Genomic DNA, 26,083 nt, shown 5'->3' with positions numbered 1-26,083 from the left:
GGTTGCTAATCTTAATGACCTTCTCCACACTTTTTAGAAGTGCGCTTTTTCAGGGAAAGCAGTCTCAGCTTTATCCGTTGGGAATAGACGAGATAAATCCTGGTAAAGTCTCGTAATGGGTTTACGTTTCTCTTCGTATTTTTGCAAGGCTTCTTCTATGGTTACGGATTCAGCAATTGTTTCTGCTAATTCTCCACTATCTTGAATGGCCATATTCGCACCTTGACCTTGGTTGTGCAGCATGGCGTGAGCAGCATCCCCAATCAAAGTTACACATTTAGTACTCCATTCTTCCACATGTTCAAGGTCACACAATGGACGCGTGACAACCTGTTTCATATCCATATTTTCAACCACTTTTTGGATAGTAGGACCGAAACCTGTAATACTCTCCATCAATTCTTTTTTTGTTACTTCCGGACGGCGTGCAAACTTTCCAGGGACGGTGACATCGACAGACACTTGATCTCGTCCTTCTAATGGCATGAAATAGACTGAATTATAGCCGTCTACATAGATACGCAGGACATTGTCCTGTGAAGCCATCCCCAATGCAGCTCTTGTAGAGATTAAAGCACGATGGGCAAGATACCCTGAATAGACAGGTTCGTGTCGATTCAATACTTGATTGCGGATCGGTGATCGGATTCCGTCAGCTGCAATGACTAGATCAGCTTCAATAGTCTTTCCGTTGGCAAAGTACATCAGCTTGCTTAATAAACGGTGATCGTAAAATCCTGTCCCATGACCATTTTTGGTTGAGCGGTAAATCTGATGGATCCAAATCTGTAACAGGACGCAGCTCCTTATCGAGGAACGTATCATGTTGAATGAAAATACCCCGTTCTTCATCATATGGGAAGTACATTTTTTCAATAATTTCTTGCCATTTTCGTAATTCTTCATCTGTTAGATTTAACACAAGTTTCTTCTCAGGAGCTAACTCTAATGAAGCAAGTGTATATTTCAATGTCCAGATAGCCATTTTATTGGTGTACCAATTGTTGTTAACGTTATTTTCATATTCATTAGGCCCAGTTACACCGTGCATCATGTATTGATCTTTTTGACAATTATAATGTACACGGCTCGCCCAAAAACGACTAATCCCCGTCAATACATCCAATCCTTTATCGATAAGATACTCTTTGTCTCCCGTATAATTCGTATAGTTATAGATTGCGTAAGCAATTGCTCCATTACGATGTATTTCTTCAAAGGTGATTTCCCACTCATTGTGGCATTCCACTCCAGTAAAAGTCACCATTGGAAACAGCGCACCATCTAATCCTTGCTGACGGGAATTATGTTCTGCTCCTGAGAGCTGATTGTGTCGGTAGCTTAATAAGTTTTTCGTTACCGATTGATCAGTTAAAGCTAAATACAACGGCACCGCATAGGCTTCAGTATCCCAATAAGTAGCTCCCCCGTATTTTTCCCCGGTAAATCCTTTTGGTCCGATATTCAAACGTTCGTCTTCCCCGTAATAAGTAGAAAACAATTGGAATAAATTGAAACGGATTCCCTGTTGCGCTGCCGCATCTCCGCCTATAACTACATCAGCTTTTTTCCAACGCTCAAGCCACAATGATTCATGCTGTACTCGCAGTTCGTCAACACTTTGTTCACTAACCTTTACACTGATTTCTTTGCTTCGTTCACCGACTGACTCGATTTCACCGTCACGCGAAGTAGTTAAGACAATCAATTTTTCAATTGCCGCTGTTTCACCAACATTTATCGTTCCTTCAAAAACTTCGTTAACTTGCATTGGAGTGACCAAACTTCCAGTGTTCTCTAAATGAGTCACACGGTTCGTCATTGTTGCAGCAACTCTGAATTGCTCTATACCAAAATCATTTGGTTTGGTCTCCACGACTAACTGATTCGAGTAAGCTGCCACTGGAAGCCAAAACATTTCTTCGTAGTTGGCATCTTCATTCTTCACTTGACTATCCAATGTGGGCACAAGGCGTAAATGTACGGAATCTGACAAACTAGTAACCTTCATATTGATTACACATAGTTCTTTTTGATCTAAACTAACAAACCGCTCCACTTCTACACGAACTTGCTTTTCATTCTTTTCTACTAGATAGCTCTTGGTCAAAATTCCGTGCTTCATATCGAGCTCTAGAGTAAAATCCATGATGGTATCCGTAAATAAGTCAACAACTTCTCCATCAATGAACAAATCTACTTTAATAAAATTCATTGCATTTATGACTTTACCGAAATATTCAGGATAGCCATTTTTCCACCATCCTACTCTCGTTTTGTCCGGATACCAAACACCTGCTAAATAACTGCCCTGATGATGATCTCCAGAATACTGCTCTTCGAAGTTCCCCCGCATCCCCATGTATCCGTTTCCAATACTCGTTAAGCTTTCTTGTAATCTTCTATTTTCTTTATCTAAATGATTCGTCCGAATCTTCCATTCATCTACCTCAAATAATCGGTTATTAGCCATTATTATTTCCTCCTCATACTGTCAATTCCATGCTAAAAATGCTGACTTTTCTTTTATAGTGCAAGTTTAAACGCAAACGATTGCGTTGTCAATCGCCTTAACAAAACTTTCTATTTTTTTAAAAAAAATACGCAAATTTCCTTGCTATTGCTTAAATTAATGAACAACTATTATTTCTCAACATTTGTTTAAAAAAGCGCTTGCATATTTCAAACAGTCGAGAGTATAATCAAACGAAAGCAATCGTTTGCATAGATAATTCATCAAGGGAGATGTACAAAAGATGAAAAAGTTATTTTCATTTGATTTCTGGCAAAAACTCGGTAAAGCACTAATGGTTGTAATAGCTGTCATGCCAGCAGCTGGATTAATGATTAGTATTGGTAAAATGATTGTCATGTTTGGAGGGGATATTCATTTCGTCGCTACAATAGGCGGTGTAATGGAGAGTCTCGGTTGGGGAATAATTGGAAATTTACATTTGCTCTTCGCTGTTGCAATTGGCGGTTCATGGGCTAAAGAGCGTGCCGGTGGAGCATTTGCAGCCCTTTTAGCCTTTATACTAATAAATGTTACAACCGGTGCAATCTTCGGTGTCAATGCTGATATGCTGACAACTGAAGGTGCAACCACAGAAACCCTTTTTGGATCAGAAATTCTCGTTAACGGGTACTTCACATCCATTCTTGGTTCTGCAGCTTTGAACATGGGCGTTTTCGTTGGAATAATTTCCGGATTTGTCGGAGCCATCGTCTACAATAAATATTATAATTACCGTAAATTGCCGAACGCACTTGCATTCTTTAATGGTAAACGATTCGTACCTTTTGTCGTTATCCTTTGGTCAGTAATTGTATCTATTGTATTAGCTGTTGTTTGGCCATTTGTTCAAACTGGGATTAATAATTTTGGCCAGTGGATTGCCACTTCAGGTGATACCGCACCTATTTTAGCGCCATTCGTTTATGGAACGTTAGAACGACTTCTCTTACCATTCGGATTACATCATATGTTAACCATTCCTGTGAATTATACAGCCCTTGGTGGTACATATGAAATTATGACAGGTGCTAACGCTGGCACTCAAGTTTTTGGACAAGACCCATTGTGGCTGGCTTGGGTTAGTGATTTGGTCAACATGAAGAATGCCGGAGATACCGCGGCGTATACTGCATTATTAAATGAAGTTACTCCCGCTCGTTTCAAAGTTGGACAAATGATTGGTGCAACCGGTACATTACTTGGAGTAGCTTTCGCTATGTATCGCAGAACGGATGCAGACAAACGCAAAAAATATAAAACGATTTTCTTATCTGCAGCACTTGCCGTCTTCTTAACAGGTGTAACTGAACCACTTGAATTCATGTTCATGTTTGCAGCTCCCTTACTCTATGTAGTCTATGCAGTGATTCAAGGAGCTTCCTTTGCCCTGGCTGATTTGATTAACTTACGTGTACATTCTTTTGGTAACCTAGAATTTCTCACACGTATACCTATGTCTGTCAATGCAGGATTAACAGGAGATATCATTAACTTTGTCATTAGTAGTGTCGTCTTCTTCTGTATCGCCTACTTTGTATCCTATTACATGATCGGCCGTTTCAAAATTGCTACGCCTGGCCGTTTAGGTAATTACATTGATGAAAGCAGTACAGATGAAGAAAATGCGGCACCATCATCGCAAACTGCGGAATCAGCTCCGGCAGACAAACAAGTTGATGGAATCATTTCGATCTTAGGTGGTCCGAATAACATTACGGACGTAGATGCATGTATGACAAGACTTCGTGTAACCGTGAAAGATCCGACATTAGTTGGAAACGAACAAGATTGGAAAAAACTTGGTGCATTAGGATTAATAAAAAAAGATAATGGCATACAAGCTGTCTACGGTCCAAAAGCAGATGTTTTAAAGTCCGACATTAATGACCGTCTAGGAGCGTAACAAGGTGAAACTACTAACCTTAAATACACATAGTTGGATGGAAGAAAAACAGGTAGAAAAACTAGATATCCTGTGCGACGCTATTATTACTGAAGGCTATGATCTCATTTCGCTGCAGGAAGTCAACCAAACCATTAAGGAAGAATCAATTGACGCTAGTCATCTACAAGACTACCAAGCTTCAACGTTTGATAATCAAATCAAAAAAGATAATTTCGCATGGCTTTTGCAGCAGAAACTTGCTGCAAAAGGGTTTCATTACAACTGGACCTGGGAGCCGTCACATATTGGGTACGATATGTATGATGAGGGCTTAGCCTTCTTAAGCCGCTGCCCTATTCAAAACATCCAGACCTTTTATGCCTCACAATCAACCGATTATACGGATTATAAATCTCGTAAAGTTCTTGGAATTCAAGTTAAAGATACTTGGTACTTTAACCTTCATCTCGGATGGTGGAATGACGAACGCGAAGCCTTCGCAGATCAATGGACAGCCTGTGAAGCCCATTTTTCAGTACTATCTGGTTCTATTTTTCTACTAGGTGATTTAAACAACCCTGCCCAATCGTCAGACGAAGGATATTCCTTAGTAACGAAAAACTGGTTGGACACCTATCTCCTAGCTTCTAAACGTGATAATGGATATACCATCCAAAAGCAAATAGATGGTTGGTCAGACAATCACGAACCCTTACGAATTGATTTTATTTTTACCAATAAACCGATTCAAGTTCACTACTCTGAAGTAATCTTTAATGGGAAAAACTATCCGATCATTTCTGATCATTTTGGTATTAGTATTGACTGGGAAAGCTAAGGGAAAGTAAAAAGATACGCACATTGTGTGAATCTCAGACTGTAGACAAACTCGGGTGAAAATCAAGCTTGTCTACAGTCTTCTTTTTTAGTTTTAAAATGGGGCTGTTGATTTCCGTTCCAGGCGTTTCCCTTTCCGCGGGCGGGCGGTAAGCCGCATCAATGCTTACGCTCCTGCGGGGTCTTACCTGTCCCGCTTTTCCCGCTGGAGTCTTCACGCCTTCCACTCCAATCAACGGTCTATCTTAAAATTAATCTCAAAAATTCCTTCTATCAAAGGATACACTTTAACAGATTCAGGAGGAAAACAACCAATATCGGGGAAATTACGAAATAAAACCCTTTCTGACTGATAAGTTCGAAAAGGAAGAATCAAAGGTCATTAAGGAGCACACAAGTGATCCAGAGAACTTGATAAGCAGGAAAACTTCCATAAAATATGTTCAAAATGCAAAAGAGGTTCGGGATGAAACTTTCCGAACCTCTTTTAATATAGCCGCTAAAATAGCTGCTTCAAATTCTCCTTCTTGTATCAATTAGATTTACTATCTTCCCTTACTATTTATTTTCCTTTGCCGGAATATTCACGATATAATGAACGGAGTTTCATCTTGAAGGAGTGTACATATAATGCTTCAAAAAATGAATATTTTTTTAGAAGGGAAAATGGCCTATATCACCCCAATTAGTGTCATCCTTGGTGTGATCCTAGCTCCGTATGTAGAGAGTTATAAGTTCTTGGTACCTTGGTTATTTGCATGTATAACCTTTACAGGAAGTTTGGGCTCTACTTTCAAATCATTTAAACATGTAGTGGCTCAACCTAAGCCTATTTTAATTACCTTGTGTATTCTCCATGTGATTATGCCGCTTTGGGCGTGGGGGGTTGGACATGTAGTGTTCAGTGGTGATATTCATACGATTACCGGCCTAATTCTTGGTATGATTATCCCAACAGGTATTACAAGTGTTATCTGGGTGACCATTTATCGGGGAAATATTGCGCTTACCCTTACACTTATTTTAATTGATACGTTTTTATCTCCTTTTATTGTTCCATATTCCATGGCCATTTTAGTTGGCGAAAAAATTGAAATGAATATTTTCGGCATGATGAGCGGTTTATTATGGATGGTTGTTATCCCTTCCATTGCTGGAATGGTATGTAACCAGGTAACCAAAGGAAAGGCAAAAGTAACGATTGCCCCCTATCTTTCACCTTTTTCAAAACTATTCCTTGGAATCGTCGTTTTGTTAAATAGCTCTATTATTGCACCCTATTTACGTACGATTGATTGGAAGCTATTCTCCATTATTATTGTTGTGTTTATCATTGCATTCACTGGGTATTTATTTTCTTTTCTTATGGGAATTCGAATGAAGATGGACCGAGAGAATGTCGTCGCTCTGACATTCTTAGGCGGGATGCGCAACATCAGTGCTGGCGCAGTACTTGCTGTTTCCTATTTCCCTGCTCAGGTTGCTGTTCCTGTTGTGGTGGGGATGCTTTTCCAACAAATTCTCGCTTCGAATTTCGGACATTTCGTAGATCGTTATTATAAAAAGAAATTTGAACTACTAACTAACGCAACTAGTCGACAGAATTAGGATTTAATTAGAATGGAGGAAAAACATATATGGAAGATTCATATACTCTGGCGTAAGTGATTACGCCTTTTAGCTTCCTTCTTTTCGGTTAGAATATTGATGAACGATACGCCCTTTTCTGCCTTTGGTTGTTTCAGCTTGTAAAAGTGAATGTAAGATTGCTTCTTCTGTAGCTTCAGCGGCAGCAACAAACAATTGGTTAAATATGAAATGGTCCTCTCGTAGCAGTTTATATGTTTCATAGTGGCTTTCAGAGTCGTGCGGGATACTTTTAGCTGTTGAAAAACCGATAACAATATCGCCGCTTCCATGACTCACATTACTCCCCGTCCTGCCAAGCCCGATTCCACAACGCTTTATTACTCTTAACAACTGTCTGTCACTTAATGGGGCATCCGTTGCTAGAATAATAATAATGGATCCATCAGATGTCTCGGTTAGCCCCTGTTGAAGAGTCTCTGTCAGCCCCGCATATGTATCTGTTAGAAATTCCTCTTCCTTGCCAAAGTTACTTAAAACTAAACAGCCAATTGTATACTGCACCCCGAATTTGTCCAGTTTAATAACTCTAGAAGATGTTCCTATCCCTCCTTTAAATCCGAAACAAATCATCCCTTTCCCTGCTCCAACCGCTCCTTCTTCAGCCTTATCTGCAGCGGCCTTTAGAATCGCCTCCACTGCATGTTTAGATTGAACTGGGAACTGTCGAATCGAATTTAAATGACTATCATTACATTCCCCAACAACAATATTTATCGTTCCGGTTGTCTCCCCAATCTCAGGATTTTGTTTCAGCATATATTCCAGCGTCCCTTGAGTAACCGCAGGAACTCCAAACGTATTAGTCAGCATAATAGGTGACTCAAGAACACCAAGTTCATTAACTTGGACAAGTCCAGTCGACTTGCCAAAACCATTAAGTACATAACTAGCTGCTGTTACTTTTTTCTTAAATATATTTCCTCCATGTGGCAGAATTGCAGTCACACCCGTGCAAGCCGCTTCCTCTCCATCTGCATCTAACGGAAAATCCAGTGTAACATGCCCTACTCTTACATCTGCAACATCCGTAATACAATTCTTCTTTCCTGTTGGTAGTTTACCTATTTTAAGACCTTTTACTTTTTCCATGAAGTCCTCCAAGGCAAAACAGACAGGAGACTATGCTCCTTCTGTTCTAGTACGTAATTTTACTAGCTAATGCCGACTCAATCTCACCGGTTAATTCCGCTGCTGATATCTCAGTTGGATATTGGTATTCCTTGTTATTAATAAAAATCGTCGGCACCATTTTTACTTGTCTTTGAATTGCCTCAGCCGTTACCTTCAAACTGATATCCGTGTTCTTTGGTTCTTCCTTTAATTGATAGTTATCTGTCAATAACTTTTTTATTTCTTGATTATTCAATTGGTCCCATTGTTCTTGTGTTTCAAATAATTCCTTCATAATATCCCTTACACGGGACGAATCCTCGTAATCTAAAAATAAATTAACTAATGTCCCATTTAACAGCATTTCCCTAGGTTTATCATAATGTTTAATAATATAAGTGACTTGATCATTATCTAGGTAGTCTTTTAAAGTCTCTTCTGCCAAACTAAAAAAGATGCACAATACGGACATGTTAAATTTAAAAATACTTCAACCGTAACAGGTGCTTCTTTATGACCGTAACTTAGTTCCGTATTTTCAATCTGGTTTCCCATTAATTCCACTCACTTTCTTCAAAACACTATTTTCATATTTCCATAAATTATAGTAATCCCTACTAAATGTGTCAACCTTAAATATTTGATTATTCAGATATTTATAGTAAAAAAGAAAATGTCTCGAAGACATTTTCTTAGATCCATCAAATTAAAATTGGTTTTGGATCATTCTTTAAAATCTGATTCACTGCATAAGCAAATCCGTTTTCGTCATTTGATTTTGTTACGATGTCCGCTGCTTCTTGAATAGATATAGGTGCATTAGCCATCGCGACTGAAGTAGTCGCTACCTCGAATTGCCCGAGATCGTTTCCTCCGTCGCCAAATGCAATAATCTCTTCAAAGGAAAGATTCATTAATTGCTGATAGCGTAACAAGGCCTTCCCTTTATGTGCTTCATCTGACGTAATCTCAACATTATTAGGAAAAGACGAAGCCGTTGATATCCCCAAAACATCTTTTAATGCCATTTTGACACTTTCTATTTTTCGAACCTGACTAGGATGTACCAATGCAATAAGTTTATATACTTTTAAATCGTCTTTTGCAAGGAGCTCCGTGTAATCTGTTTCTAAGAAAAGCTGATTCAACTCTTCTTCACTTTTTTTGTGCAGCGGTGGAAGCGTGGATGGAAAACCACCATAGTTGGTATAAACCAATATGCCGACATCTAATGTATTCAATGCCGTAAATACCTCTTGATAGGTTGAAGCAGGCAATGTTGTTTCATATAAAAGTTCTCTGTTTTTGGTATATAAAACTGCGCCATTTATACAAAAGATCGGCAGTTCAAGTTTTTGTAAATCTTCAATCTTAACTACATCCGAATAGGCACGGCCAGTGTTTAAAATCACTTCATGCCCTCTTGCTTTCAACTCATATATAGCTTCTAAGTTTTCTTTAGATACTTGATGATTTGAGTTTAATAATGTTCCGTCTAAATCTATCGAAAAACATTTCATATATACGTGCCTCCACTTTTGTTAAGATAATTGATAGGAACCCATCATACTATGGTTGTACATACAACTCAATACTTCTTCAATTTTACCACTGATTGGTCTAGAAGACGTTTAATAATATGTTTTTTTCGAGTTTTTATCGTATGACTCATTAGGTGTGCCCACTAGCAAACACCCCTTCATTGCCACATTCCATATCATTTGCTAGACTTATTTATATAAAGATTTGTTAAACGTCATCACCGAGAGGATATCAAAGCTTATGCACATAATGGATTATCATCATCATACAAACCATTCATTCGATTCTAAAGCTTCAATGAAAGATGTCTGTATGGCAGCCATAGAAAAAGGGATTAAAGAGCTTTGCTTTACGGAACACTTTTCAGTAAATCCCCTTGCGCCCACATATGGACATATGAATTTCGATCGTTATTTTTCCGAAATTAACGAGTGCCGAGAAGAGTTTGGCAGTCAATTAATCATCAAAGCTGGCATTGAACTGTGCGAACCGCACTTACTTAAAGAAAAATACGAAAGCATACTGACACCGTTAAACTTAGATTTTATTTTAGGATCTGTTCATAATATAGATAATCTAAAATTAAGTGCCTATCTAAAACAGGTGCCGGCCGACAAAGCTTATCAAGGGTATTTTGAAGAAGTATATAAAATGGTATGTACTGCTGATATAGATGTCATTGCACACCTAGACTTATTAAAACGCTATGCGGTCAAAACTATCGGGATGTATACGTTTGAGGATCACAAAGACGTAATAGAAGCTATTTTAAAGAAAGCAATCGATCGGAATATTGGTATTGAAATAAATACCTCAGGACTTAGAGGGAATTTGAAGCAGTCCCTCCCATCTATTGATGTTCTCTCACTTTATCATCAATTAGGCGGCGAAATTCTGACGCTTGGTTCCGATTCTCACTTTGTAAAAGATGTCGGTGCGAATATAGAGGACGCTGCTGCTATGGCGAAACAATGTGGGTTTACACACGTATATAAATTTGAAAATAGAATTCCAATGAAAATAGAGCTGACATAACATAAAAGCGTGCTTAAAAGTCTGAGATGACCAATAAGCACGCTTTTTAAATTGTGGTGACACATTATATTCTTTTTGTTGCGTTGTAGGGGGAGTTTTCTATATTCTATCAATGATTTAAATTTAGAAATCAGGAGGAACTGTAAAGAGAAACGTGACTTGAAGAATAACTTAATTGACTACTATGGGTTACAGAATCCCTACTTTACTTCCAAAGCTAATGCATAGTAAGCATCTCCGTTTGATACATGTTCTTCCTTTTCATCCATCCACCCTACACTATAATAATAAACATATACCCCTTTTTGTATTGGGGCGGAAAACCCTTGTTCTTTGAGCGAGATTTCCTTTTCAAGGTCTCCATTAAGTAGTATTAGTGTGTATTCATTCGGTTTTGGTTCGTAGTCCATGAAGATAGTTATGTTTTCGCCAGGCTTTACTTGAACCGACTTCTTTTTCTTCAACAGTTCAACGGGTCCAACCGTACCAACACAGGTTGCTTTCCAACAATAAGTTCCTAGCGTTGCTTCATACTTTTGTTGATCACTATTGATATAGACTTTTAGGGGTTTTCCCCCCGACATCCTCTTTTGAGCAACCGGTAAGGACAAGAGCCACAAGCATGTACAATATAAAAAGATAGCTTTTCACCCTATTCCCCCTTTTTTAGACATCACCGTTAGGCAAACGTTAACTCTAACTGTTTCTTGTTCGAGAAAAACTCCTGAACATTTATTAGGAGATAGAGTCCTTTGTTATTATGTAAGATAAATAGAAGGAAGAATAAGAGTTTATGTATAAAGGATATACACGTCATTGTTTGAAAAACAGCATGGCTTTGCTTTATAGGCAAGATTATACCATTGCACACAAAGAAACATCATCCTTTTATTTCCTTTTTCATTGTGATAATTTTATAAGAACAAGGAATAAGGGGAGAAATTATGATCGATTATAGGATAATAACAAAAGACAACTTTACAGATAGAATCGGGGAACTTGTTTCTATGCTTGAACATACACGAGAAATTACATTGAATGAAATAAGCAGCCTCCGTCAAAATGAATTAGATTACATAGGAAATGATACTTCAAATTCTATTGGTGCGCTTTTATTACACATTGCTTCAATTGAGTTTGTTCATCAAATTATTGCATTTGAAAACAGGGATTTAGGTGAACATGAGCAATTGAAATGGGGAACAGCGTTAGAACTTGGAGACAATGCTAAAGCTAGTATTAAAGACCAATCTCTTGATTATTACCTCAAAGAATTAAATCTAGTTAGAGAAAACACTTTGATACAGCTTAAGTCAAAGACCGATTCCTGGTTATACGAGGAAAACCAATGGGAGAATGGGATTCCTTATAATAACTACTACCTTTGGTTTCACGTCATGGAGGACGAAATAAACCATCGTGGTCAGATACGAACAATTAAAAAAAATTTTCCAACTACCGATTATCTAAAACTGAAATAGGTTCTATTCCAAAGACGATCTACCTTGGATTTTTCATCATTAACCTTTAGTTGGAGAGGTTACTCCTGGGTCGATTCGCGGTTTTTTACAAAAACTTTAATCCAGTTTGTATTCATTTAAACAAACACCTCCTAGTTTATCCTTACCTAAAAAAACAAAAAAGCCTAAGAGATAACTATTAAACAGTTTCTCCTAGGCTATTATCCTTCCGTGACACAACAATGTTGTGAGTTTTCTCTCGGAACAGACCAACATTGATTGTTGCGGACCATAGAAAACATTCAAATTATGCTGTTTTTTTGAATTATACACATTTTTCAATTAACTGCAATGGCAAATAAGTGGCAATTGGTTTCCATTGTTCTGTTGTGACAATCGTGCCAAAGAACTTTTTTTTGAACAAAACTCCAAATTCCATCAACATCTTTGACTTTTCATTCAAAAAAGTTATATGAGTGTTTTGGTCATTATATAGTCGACTTGTTCTTCATCACCCATATAAAAAGAGTGGGCTCCCGTCTGAACAAACCCCTTTTTCTTATAAAAAGCAATAGCATTTTCGTTTTTTTCCCATACACCTAGCCAGATTTTATTTTTTTACGTTCCGCTGCAATTTCCATCGCTTTATTTAGGAGGCACTTCCCAAGCCCATGTTTTTGAAACTTGTTTCGAATATAAATCCTTTCAATTTCAAGTGATTCGTCACCTATTACTTCAGACTGAGCATCATCGATGTTTACCTTCAAATATCCAGCGACATCATTATTAAAATAAACAAAATAGAATTGCGAGGAAGGATTGGATAATTCTTTTTCTAATTGTTTTAAGTTAAACGCCTTTTCCAAATAGGCATCCATGTTTTCGGGTGAATTTTGATGCTTAAATGTCATTAAACGTTTCATGACTAATTTCTTGAAGTTCGTGGGAATCTTCAAGGGTACACTTTTTTATATTAATAGTCATTTGAATATTTCGCTCCTTTATATAATCAATAATTTCTCTTGGTCCCTTTTTTAACAAATCCCCATTCCTTTTCTACATTTTCTCTTATTCTTTGGAGAAGGTTGAAAGTGGTTTCTGCTTCTTTCTCGGAAAACCCCTCTAATGCCATGATATTGGAATAATCATTTTCTCTTTTTATGAAAGGATAAACACTTTCTCCCTTTTCTGTTGGAAAGAGTTTTTTAATTTTTTTGTTATGTGCATCTCCCTTCTTTTCAATAAAGCCATTAATTTCAAGTTTTTGTACTGCACGAGCTGCCGTTGTTCGATCTACTTTTATCATTTCAGCTAACTTTTCTTGAATGATTCCTCGGTTTTCACATATTCGAACAAGGTACAAATACTGCCCTTTTGTAAGGTCAAATTCTTTAAACTCTATATTACTTATAGAATCTAATGCCCTCGCTATCATTCCAATCTCACGTAGAATTTCCTTCATATTTACTCCTTTGAATAATTTTTTGTTGCAAATGCAACATGAGTAGTACGCATTCAGTCTAACTTTAATTTATTGCATTTGCAACAAAAATAAGAAGTTGAGTAAAGTCAAATATGTTATGTATTAGGAATTTTAATATTAACCCTTGGTATTTCCTTGACTAGACAATCAGACCTTGAACTTCACCTTTTGATGCACTTTTGGTAGGACTGTCCAAAGATGTGGGGCTTACTGTGGGAAGTTGGGAAGTAATAATAGAAAGACAATACCTGAAACATTCTAGGGTACGAAACTTCCTTCAATCAATTCAATCGGGATAACTATTCATATTTTATTTAACAAGAACGTTTTAAGGAGTTAAAAATATTTTTAGCCAATAAAGAGACCCCTTACAAATACCATGTGAAAGCTATGTGTTTTATATCCTTTCAATCCATCACTAATCCGCCATCCACTACTAAATTTTGACCAGTAACGGCACGGCTCCAAGGGGATGCAAAAAATAAGACTGCATCAGCAACATCTTCTGGACTTGTGACCTTTTGTAATGGTGTACTATCTCGGATCATTGTAAAGACTTCAGCAGATGTTTTTGAGCTAGCATCTGTTTGTTTTAAAAGTCCTCCAGAGACCATGTTTACAGTAATGCCTTTTGCTCCTAATTCTTTGGCCATGCTGCGTGTAAAACCGAGTAAAGCCGCCTTACTTGTATTGTAGTCATGATAAGCCACCACAGGATTTTGAAAAAGGTTTGTGCCAATATTGATAAAACGCCCAAATTCTCTTTGCTCCATATCATTGATAGCTGCTTGTACAGTATGTAGTGACGCTTTTACACTTCCTTCTAGTTGTACTTGATACTCATCCCATGTGATTGTTTCTGCTGTCTTTCTGTTTGTGGCATCAAATTGGAAATTTACTAATGCATTGTTTACGACTGTAGTAATGTTCTCACCAAAATGATTTTTAGCCAACTTGAATAGGGTCTCTATGTCAGATTGATTCCTAACATCAGCTTTAATGGCCATAGCATGGTCCTTACCGATACTGTCTACTACTTGTTGAGCTTTTTCTTCATTCTGAAAATAATTAACAATGACGCGAGATCCTTCACGTCCAAATGCTTTGGCGATTGCTGCACCTAGTCCTCTACTACTACCCGTCACTAATACAACTTGATCTTTTAATTCCATAAAAAACAACTCCTTCAATAAAAGAATAAATCTCGGTTTCATTCAACATAAGTGGAGCCATTACATACTCTCCTAGTCGAATCTAAAGGACTAATCAGTATAAAAAAACCGGCATCCAACAAATAAGTTGGACCCGGCTTATGATTAGAAGTATTGTTTTAAATAATGCTAACTTCCCCACGCTGGTATGAGCCAGATCAGGTCCCAAGAGTCAAGAAGTTTCAACGTACTTCTCTCTCAGCCCTACTTAATTGGACTCCCCTAGTTATATTTTATTCAATTCTTTTAGTATTATATAGTAGCTTCACATGAATGTATAGTCTTAGTACGGGTTTATTAAATTGATTTGTCCGAGATTAAATAAAGGCAGCATTTTTAAAAAATTCCGCCTTTCTTTAATCTCCTTCTATAATAATCTCCAGCGTTTTTTCTTTAGGTTTTCCAAGTACTTTAGGAGATACACGTTATTTTCATGCATTTTTTGATCCGATGGTGCTGGTGATGGTTCGGGTATGTTTACTCTGCTCGGTTTTCGATTCATGAGATCCGTCCTTTTTCAAAGCTGATGATTTTCTGTAGTATATGCAGTATGTAAAAAAACATGAAAAAGAACAAGGAAATTAGTTTCCTTGCTCTTTTTTAAAAAATTGCTTTCAAACGACTGAATACCGTTCGTTTTTGTTTATGGATAATTTGCTCATTTTGAGCCATTAGTTTTTTTGTCTGGGGACTTAAACCGACTTCTGGTGTTTTTACCTTTGGTTTTCTAACTGCTACAGAAGCATGTTCACTGCCCTTATCGTAGATACTCATTTTATCCATCACCGCCTTTATCGCTGCTTTATTACCATATCAAAGATCATAATCAGAAGAGCTATAAGTAAACAATCTACTTCAGATACAAAGGAACGTGATTTGACTTTTATGATATATGGGTCAGTTAAAATACTAACAGGATTAAGCGCCATCTTCTCTTCATCGTTGTAATACGTATCCTCTCTTTCCAATGTAGCACGGATAGCACTTGTATTCAAGTCGTTTAACCCAGTAAGTGCCAATTGTTTATCTTGGTCCGTTTTAAAAGGCAAGATATGAACACTCATTCCATCCTTCTCCACATAAGCCTGTAAGAGGATACTTAAATAGTCAAGATACTCCTGATTGGTTTGGTAATACTCAGGAATCCCCTCTTTTTTCAATAAAGAAAACATGTTTTTTATTTTTTCTCGGTTGTCCGTTAATACTTTATCATTTTCGGCTACTGCTTTCGTTGCAGCTGTAAGCTCATGATCGCCAACCTTAGAGATATACATACTCAGAAAAACAAACATATCAATTAAAACAATAATAACTGCAACAATTATATAATTCTTCCAGCTGTCAAAGATGCTCATCGGATGAACTGTCCAAAAAATTAGAGCACCTAAAATAAATATAAGATACCACGTTTTCCGGATTACTTCGATTTTTTTACTTACCGCTTCCTTATTTCTCCATGATAGAAAAACATATGCCAGGAGTGCTGTAAATATAACCCAAACAAAAACCCTGAAAAACAAAAGCATAGAACTCGATCCCCCTTTAAAAGAAAGGTTCGAGTTCACTCTTTCATTTCCCTTTATTTTTCCAATTTATTAAAATCTTTTCTTACTCCAAGCCTTTTTTCACCCATTCTGCAACTGAAACCGTTCGTTTTGCTTGATACTTCACCGCTTCCTCCACGTCTTCCTGCATTTTTCCCTCCTGGTCGACAGTAACGCTCGTTCCATAAGGATTTCCACCTGCAGTAACCGTCACTGGATCCGTATAGCCCGGAGCTGCCACAATTGCACCCCAATGATACATAGATGTATAAAGCGAGAGAATCGTCGCTTCCTGACCACCATGTGGATTCTGAGCGGAAGCCATGGCACTCACAACTTTATTAGCAAGTTTCCCTTCTGCCCAGAGGCCGCCGGTTGTATCTAAAAACTGCTGAAACTGTGCCGGTACATTTCCATAACGTGTTGGCGTACTGAAAATAAATGCATCTGCCCATTCCAAGTCTTCTAGCGCCACCTCTGCTATTTCCTTCGTTTTCTCAACTGTCCTTTTCCACTTTTCATTTCCTTCAATTACTTCTGCTGGAGTTGTTTCCTTAACCTTAAGAATCTTTACCTCTGCACCCGCTTCTTTTGCTGCTTCTGCAGCCCAAGAAGCTAACTGATAATTCGTTCCGGTAGAGCTATAATAGATAATCGCTAATTTAACCGTCGACATATTTATTACCTCCATAGATATTCGTTATTCTTTAACTACCCATAACCATGCAAATTGTAATCATTTTTTCAAAAGATTTGATGAAATCAAAAAAAGACCTTCATATTTCGAAGGTCTATACGCTCCTAGTCTAGAGCGCAATTCAATATCTCTTGATAAAGGCTATTCCATTCATGATAAGTAGAGGAAACATCGTAAGGAGAAATAAACATACGTTGAGCAGATTCATATTCCCCTTCAAATGGAAGCAGTTTGGTTATATTCATTTTGTAAAACACTTGAAAACCAATCTTAGGATACGGACTGTTCGCTGTCCATAACGGATTTTCACTATGGTCAACGATTATGTATCCAAGCACTATACAATCTCCTTCAACATATCCTTCTTCCAAGGCTTCCCGTTTAAAGCACTTCTCTGGCGTTTCACCTGTTTCCATGTGTCCTCCAGGAAAATCCCAACCTCGATGGTTAAAGACCAATAATAATTGATCATCTTGAAAACAAAAGCCATGTACAGATGTAATTATATGATTTTGGGGGAGTATGCTGTTTTTTTCCCAAGTTAATTTTATTCTTGATTGCCCCCATTTTACATAGGTAGTAGTCAATGTTAGCCCTCTCCCAAAAAATAATATCAAGAATATGATTCCATCATCTAGTACTAATCCCATATACCACTATCCGAAATTACCCTTTAATAGCTATTCCATTCAACTGTTCCGCTGAAGCTGAAACGCTTGCTGTTGCTTCTCCAATTTCTTCAATCACATAGACAAGTTCGTTCATTTTTCTATCAATGGTAAATAAAGTGCGAGCACTTTCAATAATTGATTCTGCTATGTGTGTGAAAACTTGCTTTGTCTCTTTTGAGGTCATTACTCCTGACTCGACTGCCGATTTAACATGATTAAGTGATTCCATTACTTTCTCCGTATTTACGTCCGAAGCAGTAATAAGTGTACGAATTTCCGAAACGGAATCCTTCGTTTGCTCAGAAAGCTTTCTGACCTCTTGTGATACTACGGCAAATCCTCTGCCATGTTCCCCCGCTCGAGCAGCTTCAATCGCAGCATTAATGGCAAGCATATTTGTTTTTTCAGCAATTTCCTCCACGATGCGGACAATCTCTTTAATTCGTTGAGTCGATGTCACTAATTGAAGAGTACGGTCTGTCATGGCTTGTGTATCATTGTTGATTAAATAAATCTTTGTCAATAATTCATTTAACTTTTCCTGTCCTTCTACTGACTTTGCTTGGACCGTTTCTGATTGTTCGATACTAGCTGCCATTTGATTCTTTACTTCTATACTGCTGTTTACCAAGGTTTCAACCGATGCAATTGTCTTCTCTGCCAATGAAACCAGATCATGGCTTACTACGGTAATTTCGCTTTGGATAGCCTGCCGTCCTTGCGTGTATGTTTTATGCATCATTTCAGCGTTTTGACGTTCATAAGCTTCTAAAACAATTTGCTGTTCTAAACTAAATATTTTGGTAACAGCCGCCAATAGTTTTTGAAGTTCCTCATTATTCTCAGTTTTTTTACAAATAATGGTCAACAACGAATTTTGTAAATTTTGAAAAGCACCCATATACCAAGCTGGTTGCAACCCAATTTTATAATGAGCTTTCGCCACTCTATTCCTTATTTCTAAAAATTTTTCATCGATATGACCGGAAAACAACTCAATCACATGTATTTTCAATGTTGACCTTAGTTTATCGAGCATACTATACGTTTCAATCATATGTTTCAAAGAAGGAACTTCAATAATAGTGGAATAAAAATCATCAACCAGTTGTTCAATATGTTCCTCAACTACTGGCTGCAGGCATTTTATTACGTGTAAATCTGATTCAGAAAGGCGGATCATCTTCATTTTCTGTAGTATAGCTGGATCAGTAACGCTGATAGAGATATCTGTTTTATTTTCTTGCACTAACCAATGGGTATTATCTGACCTCTTCTTTAGTAATCCTAGCATTCCCTTTATCCCCTTATTGGCCGGTTGCGCTACTCACTCCTATCCTTTCAAGCGCCCAGTTAGCGAAAGAATAATCCACGTTTCCTTTTCTTAGTGTGTTATTTTTATATAGTAGTATTATTTTACTGTGAAGGAAGACAAATGGAAAGAAAAATTTCCCAGACTTCAATAAAAAATACACATAAAAAAACCAGTTCCAAAAGGAACTGGTTTGCGTGTTTAAAGTAGAAGCCGCCTTTGCCGTAAATAGTGTAAGAAAGTTTTAGACCACTTTGTCAAAAAGTGGGTGCTCGCAAAAGCAATCCTGTATGTCCTCAGTACATTTACTGTAGAGGCCTGACATTCCTGCTTTGATAATAAAACTCCCTGTTACAACTTAAAGGTTAAAACTTAATTATCGTTACGTACAACGCAGCTTGTATATGTATAATATCCAATCTGAAAGAAAAATACAAGTACAAAAACTTCCAACTCAGAACTTTTTTTAATATATTTTTAACGCAGTACTTCATTAATGTATATTCTCTGCCCTTTAAACCATTTCTATTTGCAATCTTTTACCAAAGAGATATAATGGACATAGATTTAAAACATGTAGGAGTTGAACAAAATAATGTTATCAAACATTGGGGTACCCGGACTGATTATTATCTTAGTCCTAGCTTTAATCATCTTTGGACCAAATAAACTGCCTGAAATCGGCCGTGCTGTGGGGAACTCATTACGTGAATTCAAAAAAGCCACTAATGATATTACTAGTGATATAAAAAGCGATGTCCAACAAGATATTGAACTTGCCAAAAAAGACGTTTCAACAAAGTAAAAACAGATCCTACGAGGTCTGTTTTTTTTGTGTGTGTAAAACAAATAGAAAGACGCCTGCATAAATGCAGGCGTCTGATGCGTTTGCGGCGAAAGACCGTTGGGCCACATCCCTACGTTAAGCCGAAGCTTAGTGTCTCGCGTCTTACGCAAATTAGCTCATCGCTATGTCAGTATAACACCTAATCCTTGCAGATACAACCTTCTTTTTTATTTCTCTTTTGCGCCTTCAATTAAAGGATAAATTGGTATGTTTTTCTCACTCAGCAGCCATCGCTGAGCTATAAATGCATATTCTAACGAGATTGTTATTGAAATACTAAACGGAATTAAAACCCAATGAATCCACACTTCATTGGGTTTTAATAGTTTATTTACTTAGTTTCCGAACCACTGCTCGGACTGGACTCCCATCAGCGCCTGTTAATGAAAGCGGGAGTGCCGATAACTCGTACCAACCGAGTTCGATGTTCTCAAGAACAAGACCTTCTAAAATGTGAATACCGTTTTTGGCCAGTTCATGATGAGATTGCAGGTCTTTGCTGTCTAATTGATCGACTGATGGTAAATCCAATCCAAGTAAACGAATCCCCTTTTCTGCCAAGAATTTTGGCAATCCAAGATCAATGGATGGGATAGATTGAGGAAAAGCTGAACGATCTTTCCAGCTATTCGTTCGAATCAGCACCCTGGATGTCTCTCCAAATTCAATATTTTTAAAATCAGCTGCTTTAAGTGTACCGTTTCCCTTCCATTCAATGATTAAGGCGGGGCCAATATAGATATCCAAATCTAGTTCATGAACTTTTTTGCCGTGGTCATCAAAGTGAAAGGGTGCATCGATATGCGTACCAAAATGAGTACTCATTTTGATATTTCCAACATTTACGGAGCCGCTTTCGGCTTTCGTACAACTGAGATTATAGGAAAAACTGGTATCGCCCGGCCACCCTACAGTTTTAGTATTTAACGCTTGAGAAATATCAATCCAATCTGACATCATTCATTTCCCCCTTTATAGTTTGGTTCGCAAAGTCCATAATTCAGGAAAAAACTGCTGATCTAGCACCCGTTTTAAATAGGAAACCCCTGCTGAACCACCTGTTCCTGTTTTATGTCCGATTATTCTTTCTACTGTCGTCATATGACTGAACCGCCAGGATTGCTGTTGGCTGCCAATATCGATCAGTTTTTCTGCCAGCTCATATAAGTCCCAATATTGTTCAACGTTTTGATAAACCATCAGCCAAGCCTTTTCAACACTTTCATTCACTTCATAGGTTTGTGAAAAATCTCGATTCAGCACGCTTTGATCGATTGGCAGACCTCTAGCAGCCAGAGCAGTAATGGCTGCATCATAGATACTAGGTGCTTTAAGTGCTCTCTCCATACTCGCAGCGAGTTCCGTTTGATGACGGAATACTGCTAATAGTTGTGGATTCTTTTGACCAAGGGCAAATTCAATTAACCGATTTTGATGAGATTGAAAACCTGAGCTGGCCCCTAACTTATCCCGAAATTGCATGTATTCAGCAGGTGTCAAGGTTGCTAAGACACTCCATGATTGTATAAGCTGCTGCTGAATTCGCGAAACTCGAGACAGCATTTTAAAAGAAGGCTCTAATTCATCCTTCTGAATGCTTTCAATGGCCGTTTTCAATTCATGAAGAATTAATTTCATCCATAATTCACTTGTTTGGTGAATGATGATAAATAGCATCTCATCGTGATGATCAGACAGTCTGTGCTGACTAGAAAGAATACTGTCTAAATGCAAATAATCACCATATGACATCTCTTTTTTAAAATCAGTCCGAATCCCTGTATCTAATTTCTTCTCATCTTGGTTCACGATATTGCCCCCTTGCGAGTCAGCTCACTCGTTTATTTTTCGTGTCGGTTGGAGGTGAATTCTTTGTCCAGTTCATCACCATAAACGCAATACACAGGAAAATCAGCCATGGCACTCCGAATTGAAGAACAATTTTAAATGATGTTGTGAACCAAGTCGAAATCATTAAGGCTGCCAACAATAAACCGCCTAATATTGTTAAATAAGGAAAACCGATCATCCGGACCGGCAACTGCCTGCCGCCTCTCTTGTCCCAGTTTCTTCGGAAATATAAATGAGAAACAAAGATCATGAACCAAGTAAAAATCGCTCCAAACATTGAAATTCCCATCATGAACGCATAAGAAGTATCCGGAGACAGTACCTTAACGAGAGCTGCAAGAATAACACCTAGTGTTGAAACAGCAACAGCTCTAGATGGAACCCCTTTTTTATTCACCTGATTGAACCAAGACGGTGCTTGTTTCTGCTGTGCAAGCGCAAAAACCATTCGAGTTGAGGCATACAGCTGGCTGTTCATTGCTGAGAGCGCAGCTGTTAGAATAATGAAATTCATAACGCCAGATGCTCCGGGAATATTCAATATTTCCATTACCTTCACAAATGGACTTACTTCAATCCCTGCAGACTGCCAAGGTACGATCAGCAGCATTATACCAATCGTAAGAACATAGAAAGTCGATAAGCGGAAAACGGTCGCTTTCAAGGCCTTTGGAACGGCGACATCAGGATCTCTTGCTTCACCTGCTGTGACCGCAATCATCTCCGTACCCAGGAAACTGAATAAAGAGATAAAGACTGCCACCCATAATCCCCACACACCAAATGGCATGAAACCACCATCGTTCACATAATTGCTAAAGCCTTTAGATGGAGAATCTGCTCCAAGCAGCACATACGCTCCTAATAAAACAAACAAGACAATTGCACTAATTTTAATCATAGAAAACCAATATTCAAATGAAGCAAACGTATTAACACTTGTGACATTTACATAAATAAGAATCGCTGCAAACAGCACAATCCAGACGACTCCAGGAATCGTAGGGAACCAATATTTCATATATACCGCAATTGCACTTACTTCCACCCCAACCGCTAAGACATTCGCAATCCAGTACGAATAACGAACCAGAAAACCAGCCATTGGGCTGATATACTTCTCAGCAATGGTTCCAAACGATCCAGACGTCGGATACGCCACCGTCATTTCGGCTAAGCATCCCATCAGAAGCAAAACAATAAAAGCGCCTAATGCATAGCTAAGGAGCACACTTGGTCCAGCGGTTGATATAGCTAGTCCACTGCCAAGAAATAATCCCGTTCCAATTGCGCAGCCCATCGCAATCATCGTTAATTGATTTGTTTTTAGTTCACGTTTAAGTGAACCGCCTTGTTTTTTTTCCATGTTTCATCACCTTTTCTAAACCCTTAAGCGATCACTTCACGCTTATTTTCAAATTTTTCATATTGCTTATCTTTTACAATTCTTTTCAAAGTTTGAACCGTCTCCCATACCTCCAGATATGTATTATAAAGAGCAACAGGAGCCAACCGAATAATATTGGGTTCACGGTAATCTGGGATGATTTTTTCTTCTTTAAGGCATTTACAGATTCTCGCCGCCTCGAGGTGTTCCAAGCAAATATGCCCACCTCTTCGCTTATCTTCACGTGGATGACCGATTTCAAACCCGAGTCCAGCTAACTCAGATTCTATTAAATCACTAAAATACTGTGTGCAGATTAACGATTTTTCACGAATTCTCTCTATTCCTGCTTCAGCAAACAGTTCAAGTGATCCCTTTAAAGGTGCCATACTTAAGATATGCGGTGTCCCTATCTGGAACGATCCGGCACCTTGGGCTGGTGAAAAGGTATACTCCATATCAAATTGTTTATCCTTCTTTGAGCCAAACCAGCCTGTAAGGCCAGGTAAAATACCAACATGCCGCTTGTTGACATATAATCCTGCAACACTGCCAGGCCCAGCATTCAGATGCTTGTAATTGCACCAAAACGCAAAGTCAACATCCCATTCATCAAAATAATGAGGGACGGCCCCTACCGAATGGCAGCCATCGAATCCTATCAAAATACCTCTATTATGTGCTTCCTTAGTTAAACGAGGGATATCAAGAATTTGCCCGCTGCGATAAAGAACGGTTGGAAGAATAATTAAAGCCACTTCATCTGTCATTGACGCAATAATATCATCTTCTTCTAAAATACGACCATCTCGACTCTTTACTTGAACTAGATGTTGTTCAGGATCAAACCCATGAAGCCTCAGCTGGCTCTGTAATGCATAAATATCGCTAGGAAACGTTAACTCATCAGCAAGAATCTTAGTCCTTTGCTCTGAGGGATGATAAAACGTAGCTGTCAATTGGTGCAAATTAATTGTAGTAGAACCCGTCACAATGACTTCATCTGCTTGTGCTCCAATTAATGGAGCAGTCAAAGCACCGAGCTTTTCGGAAAGAGTAAACCAAGGAGTCACTCCTTTTGTCCAGCCATCAATTCCATACTGTTTCCAATCTTCCAGTGATGAAAGTAGACTTGCTTCAGCTCGCTTGGACAGCAGCCCTAAAGAATTCCCATCCAGATAAATTGTCTCTGGATCAAGATAAAATTCATCCCTAAAAGATGCCAGTGGATCGATTAAATCTAAATGCATTGCATATTCCTTTGAAGTTTCGAACTGCCTATTCATGATATCCCTCCGTTTTCATAAAATCCATCTATATGATTAGACATAAATTTATAATGCCAGCCGATTATAACTAACATTCGACAGAAGAAGAATAATTCCTGTTTACCCTCTATTCGAATTCAACAATCTTCATCAATGCAAAAGAAAATAATCGTGAATGAACTCCGAAAACTGAAAAAGCTCTTTTTTCATATAAACGGCTTCTCGAGTAACATCATTTTTCTATAAGGTGGGGGTTATTTGGCCCATTTCCGATTTTATTAGGCCCTTACCCTTTGGTAGTTGATTCCTCATCAGCCATCAAAAAAGCAAACCCTTGAAAATAGTGGGTTTGCTTTTCCTTTACTTTTCATCTTCTTTTTTATCTCTGTTTAGGTACCCGCTTTGCATGCTAAAGGCAATCTTGCTAATAAATCCGAACATAAGCCCAATTCCAGCAATGGCATATACCATCGTAAATAGTTTTCCAAATGTGGTGCTTGGGGTAAAGCTGTCGTCTCCAACCGTTGTTAAGGTCATCACACTGAAATATAGGGCATCAAGCACGGCTAGGTTTTCAACCGTTGAGTAGAAGATGGCACCTGATACCAATGTTAGCAAAATAAGAAAAAACAAGACTTGAAACTCTTTTTCTTTGAAGGCATGAATAAGCGCCGTTACAAGTCTTTTTAAGGTAAGTAAAAATGAAATCATCAACTAACTCCTTACTAAAATAAAAGTTTAAGAGTGTATTTTATAATGAAGAAGTAAGTTGTGTCAATTGGTCAGAAGACGTGGCAACCTGTTCAAACGCTTGGTTAATCCCCTCAAAAATCGAAGTCAAGTCAACCATTTCATCTGCTATTCTTACATTCTGGTCTTTCATTTGAAACATCGAATCTAGTATTTGAGCGAAAAATAGGTTCGTTTCAATAGACTCTTCCGTACCATGCTTAATATCACCATTTACCGACAGGATCGAATCATGTATGGTTTCCGTGTAAGTTTGAATGGCTTTTATTAAGGTTGAAACCTCCAAAACCGATTTCTTAGTAGACTCAGCGAGCTTACGAACTTCGTCAGCTACTACCGCAAAGCCCCGCCCATTCTCTCCTGCTCTAGCTGCTTCTATTGCTGCATTTAATGCAAGTAAATTGGTTTGTTCAGCAATAGATGTTACCACGGTGACAATACTGTTAATTTGTTTCGAAGTCTCGGTTAGGTTACTCATATCAGCGGATATTTTCTGCATATGAAGCTGTGATTGATTCATAATTTGTTCTACCTGCTTTAATCGAGCTGCCCCTTCCTTCGATTTTTTCTCGGTTTCAATTGCTATATCCAACCCAGTTGATGTTAAAGAACGTATATCCGTTAATTTATGGTTAATTTCGATAGAGGACGAGCTCGTCTCCTCACTGATAGCAGCTAATTCCTGTGCAGAACTGTTAACATTTACTTTGAGATTTAATTGACTATCCTCAATTCCTTGCCTGATTCGTTTATTTTCCCGCTCGTAAGCTTCTAAGACAATCTGCTGCTCTAAGTTGAAAATTTTCGTAATAGCCGCCATGACATCCGAATATTCCTTAATCGTTTGCATATGGGGTGTAATTATAGTATTTACAGACAGCAGTAAATCCTGAAAAGCACACATATACCATGTGGGTTCAAGACCGATTCGCACATGAACATGGGCAATGATTGTACGCTGTTTGATATAATCTTGATTAATCTTTCCTGAAAACATTTCATAAATATGCTTGGTGAGTGTTATCTTT

General features: G+C 38.1%; 23 protein-coding genes, 1 other RNA gene, 5 pseudogenes and 1 riboswitch. Of the genes and pseudogenes, 7 read left to right on the top strand and 22 right to left on the bottom strand.

The window, feature by feature from the left end:
- Positions 1 to 33: 33 nt before the first annotated feature.
- Both WYK_RS07425 and WYK_RS07420 read right to left on the bottom strand, forming a co-directional pair.
- Positions 34 to 705, bottom strand: coding sequence for an FAD-dependent monooxygenase (locus tag WYK_RS07425; RefSeq protein ID WP_051387370.1), 672 nt, complete (start codon positions 703 to 705; stop codon positions 34 to 36).
- Positions 698 to 2,473, bottom strand: a pseudogene (locus WYK_RS07420) (family 65 glycosyl hydrolase domain-containing protein); the annotation flags it as partial. The gene WYK_RS07425 and the pseudogene WYK_RS07420, both read right to left, overlap by 8 nt.
- A 283-nt stretch (positions 2,474 to 2,756) precedes the next feature.
- On the opposite strand from WYK_RS07420, the gene WYK_RS07415 reads away from it, so the two are divergent.
- The 3 genes from WYK_RS07415 to WYK_RS07400 all read left to right on the top strand — a co-directional run bounded on the left by WYK_RS07415 (position 2,757) and on the right by WYK_RS07400 (position 6,845).
- Positions 2,757 to 4,418: a PTS transporter subunit IIBC gene (locus WYK_RS07415; protein WP_040373905.1), complete on the top strand. Its 1,662-nt coding sequence runs from the start codon at positions 2,757 to 2,759 to the stop codon at positions 4,416 to 4,418.
- Between the two features lie 4 nt (positions 4,419 to 4,422).
- Positions 4,423 to 5,238: an endonuclease/exonuclease/phosphatase family protein gene (locus tag WYK_RS07410; protein ID WP_040373904.1), complete on the top strand. Its 816-nt coding sequence runs from the start codon at positions 4,423 to 4,425 to the stop codon at positions 5,236 to 5,238.
- Between the two features lie 629 nt (positions 5,239 to 5,867).
- Complete coding sequence (locus WYK_RS07400) at positions 5,868 to 6,845, top strand: bile acid:sodium symporter family protein (RefSeq protein WP_040373902.1); 978 nt, start codon at positions 5,868 to 5,870, stop codon at positions 6,843 to 6,845.
- A 69-nt stretch (positions 6,846 to 6,914) separates the two neighbouring features.
- Here WYK_RS07400 and WYK_RS07395 read toward each other — a convergent pair whose 3' ends face one another.
- The 3 genes and pseudogenes from WYK_RS07395 to WYK_RS07385 form a co-directional block, all read right to left on the bottom strand.
- On the bottom strand, positions 6,915 to 7,976 hold the full coding sequence (locus WYK_RS07395; protein WP_040373901.1) for a DmpA family aminopeptidase: 1,062 nt from the start codon (positions 7,974 to 7,976) through the stop codon (positions 6,915 to 6,917).
- Between the two features lie 46 nt (positions 7,977 to 8,022).
- Positions 8,023 to 8,552 (bottom strand): annotated as a pseudogene (locus WYK_RS07390) (thioredoxin domain-containing protein).
- Between the two features lie 146 nt (positions 8,553 to 8,698).
- The gene (locus WYK_RS07385; protein WP_040373900.1) at positions 8,699 to 9,517 is read right to left on the bottom strand and encodes a Cof-type HAD-IIB family hydrolase; all 819 of its coding nucleotides are present in this window, start codon (positions 9,515 to 9,517) and stop codon (positions 8,699 to 8,701) included.
- A 262-nt stretch (positions 9,518 to 9,779) separates the two neighbouring features.
- Here WYK_RS07385 and WYK_RS07380 point away from each other — a divergent pair, with 262 nt between their 5' ends.
- On the top strand, positions 9,780 to 10,574 hold the full coding sequence (locus WYK_RS07380) for a histidinol-phosphatase HisJ family protein (RefSeq protein WP_040373899.1): 795 nt from the start codon (positions 9,780 to 9,782) through the stop codon (positions 10,572 to 10,574).
- Between the two features lie 200 nt (positions 10,575 to 10,774).
- Here WYK_RS07380 and WYK_RS07375 read toward each other — a convergent pair whose 3' ends face one another.
- On the bottom strand, positions 10,775 to 11,158 hold the full coding sequence (locus WYK_RS07375; RefSeq protein ID WP_040373898.1) for a hypothetical protein: 384 nt from the start codon (positions 11,156 to 11,158) through the stop codon (positions 10,775 to 10,777).
- 360 nt (positions 11,159 to 11,518) lie between these two features.
- Here WYK_RS07375 and WYK_RS07370 point away from each other — a divergent pair, with 360 nt between their 5' ends.
- A complete protein-coding gene (locus WYK_RS07370; protein WP_051387369.1) occupies positions 11,519 to 12,055 on the top strand; it encodes a DinB family protein in 537 nt (178 codons plus the stop codon).
- A gap of 313 nt (positions 12,056 to 12,368) precedes the next feature.
- Here the strand turns inward: WYK_RS07370 and WYK_RS26295 are convergent.
- The 3 genes and pseudogenes from WYK_RS26295 to WYK_RS07360 form a co-directional block, all read right to left on the bottom strand.
- A pseudogene (locus tag WYK_RS26295) lies at positions 12,369 to 12,468 on the bottom strand (FMN-binding negative transcriptional regulator); the annotation flags it as partial.
- Positions 12,469 to 12,502: 34 nt separating this feature from the next.
- Positions 12,503 to 13,018: pseudogene (locus WYK_RS07365) on the bottom strand (GNAT family N-acetyltransferase).
- 25 nt (positions 13,019 to 13,043) lie between these two features.
- A complete protein-coding gene (locus WYK_RS07360) occupies positions 13,044 to 13,496 on the bottom strand; it encodes a MarR family winged helix-turn-helix transcriptional regulator (protein WP_040373897.1) in 453 nt (150 codons plus the stop codon).
- Between the two features lie 111 nt (positions 13,497 to 13,607).
- Here WYK_RS07360 and WYK_RS24500 point away from each other — a divergent pair.
- Positions 13,608 to 13,753 (top strand): annotated as a pseudogene (locus tag WYK_RS24500) (YitT family protein); the annotation flags it as partial.
- Positions 13,754 to 13,924: 171 nt separating this feature from the next.
- On the opposite strand, the gene WYK_RS07355 reads toward WYK_RS24500, so the two are convergent.
- The 7 genes from WYK_RS07355 to ssrS all read right to left on the bottom strand — a co-directional run bounded on the left by WYK_RS07355 (position 13,925) and on the right by ssrS (position 19,355).
- Positions 13,925 to 14,689: a 3-oxoacyl-ACP reductase gene (locus WYK_RS07355; RefSeq protein ID WP_040373896.1), complete on the bottom strand. Its 765-nt coding sequence runs from the start codon at positions 14,687 to 14,689 to the stop codon at positions 13,925 to 13,927.
- Between the two features lie 157 nt (positions 14,690 to 14,846).
- Positions 14,847 to 14,962, bottom strand: a riboswitch (TPP riboswitch).
- Positions 14,963 to 15,328: 366 nt separating this feature from the next.
- Positions 15,329 to 15,502 carry a hypothetical protein gene (locus tag WYK_RS24890; protein WP_161629119.1) on the bottom strand — a complete coding sequence of 58 codons (174 nt, stop codon included), beginning with the start codon at positions 15,500 to 15,502 and terminating at the stop codon, positions 15,329 to 15,331.
- 17 nt (positions 15,503 to 15,519) lie between these two features.
- On the bottom strand, positions 15,520 to 16,254 hold the full coding sequence (locus WYK_RS07350; RefSeq protein WP_040373895.1) for a type II toxin-antitoxin system SpoIISA family toxin: 735 nt from the start codon (positions 16,252 to 16,254) through the stop codon (positions 15,520 to 15,522).
- Between the two features lie 82 nt (positions 16,255 to 16,336).
- A complete protein-coding gene (gene wrbA, locus WYK_RS07345) occupies positions 16,337 to 16,948 on the bottom strand; it encodes an NAD(P)H:quinone oxidoreductase (protein WP_040373894.1) in 612 nt (203 codons plus the stop codon).
- A gap of 125 nt (positions 16,949 to 17,073) precedes the next feature.
- Positions 17,074 to 17,556 carry an NUDIX hydrolase gene (locus WYK_RS07340; protein WP_040373914.1) on the bottom strand — a complete coding sequence of 161 codons (483 nt, stop codon included), beginning with the start codon at positions 17,554 to 17,556 and terminating at the stop codon, positions 17,074 to 17,076.
- Between the two features lie 79 nt (positions 17,557 to 17,635).
- Positions 17,636 to 18,934 carry a globin-coupled sensor protein gene (locus tag WYK_RS07335; RefSeq protein WP_040373893.1) on the bottom strand — a complete coding sequence of 433 codons (1,299 nt, stop codon included), beginning with the start codon at positions 18,932 to 18,934 and terminating at the stop codon, positions 17,636 to 17,638.
- A gap of 224 nt (positions 18,935 to 19,158) precedes the next feature.
- Positions 19,159 to 19,355, bottom strand: a non-coding RNA gene (ssrS, locus tag WYK_RS23860) — 6S RNA.
- 192 nt (positions 19,356 to 19,547) lie between these two features.
- Here ssrS and tatA point away from each other — a divergent pair.
- Positions 19,548 to 19,757 (top strand): twin-arginine translocase TatA/TatE family subunit, encoded by a 210-nt coding sequence (tatA, locus tag WYK_RS07330; RefSeq protein ID WP_040373892.1) that lies wholly within the window; start codon positions 19,548 to 19,550, stop codon positions 19,755 to 19,757.
- 369 nt (positions 19,758 to 20,126) lie between these two features.
- Here tatA and kynB read toward each other — a convergent pair whose 3' ends face one another.
- The 6 genes from kynB to WYK_RS07300 form a co-directional block, all read right to left on the bottom strand.
- Positions 20,127 to 20,756, bottom strand: a complete 630-nt coding sequence (kynB, locus tag WYK_RS07325) for an arylformamidase (RefSeq protein WP_040373891.1) — start codon at positions 20,754 to 20,756, stop codon at positions 20,127 to 20,129.
- Positions 20,757 to 20,771: 15 nt separating this feature from the next.
- The gene (kynA, locus tag WYK_RS07320) at positions 20,772 to 21,611 is read right to left on the bottom strand and encodes a tryptophan 2,3-dioxygenase (RefSeq protein ID WP_040373890.1); all 840 of its coding nucleotides are present in this window, start codon (positions 21,609 to 21,611) and stop codon (positions 20,772 to 20,774) included.
- Between the two features lie 16 nt (positions 21,612 to 21,627).
- Positions 21,628 to 23,016, bottom strand: coding sequence for an amino acid permease (locus WYK_RS07315; protein ID WP_040373889.1), 1,389 nt, complete (start codon positions 23,014 to 23,016; stop codon positions 21,628 to 21,630).
- Between the two features lie 23 nt (positions 23,017 to 23,039).
- Positions 23,040 to 24,323 (bottom strand): kynureninase, encoded by a 1,284-nt coding sequence (gene kynU, locus WYK_RS07310; protein WP_040373888.1) that lies wholly within the window; start codon positions 24,321 to 24,323, stop codon positions 23,040 to 23,042.
- 342 nt (positions 24,324 to 24,665) lie between these two features.
- Positions 24,666 to 25,016: a potassium channel family protein gene (locus tag WYK_RS07305; protein WP_040373887.1), complete on the bottom strand. Its 351-nt coding sequence runs from the start codon at positions 25,014 to 25,016 to the stop codon at positions 24,666 to 24,668.
- 40 nt (positions 25,017 to 25,056) lie between these two features.
- Positions 25,057 to 26,083, bottom strand: a 1,027-nt coding sequence (locus tag WYK_RS07300) for a globin-coupled sensor protein (protein ID WP_040373886.1), incomplete at its 5' end; no start/stop codon positions are given.

This window comes from Peribacillus psychrosaccharolyticus ATCC 23296 (assembly GCF_000305495.1).
Classification (GTDB): Bacteria; Bacillota; Bacilli; order Bacillales; family DSM-1321; genus Peribacillus; species Peribacillus psychrosaccharolyticus.
Note: the sequence above shows the minus strand (reverse complement) of the source record. Positions and strands in the feature narration are given on the sequence as shown.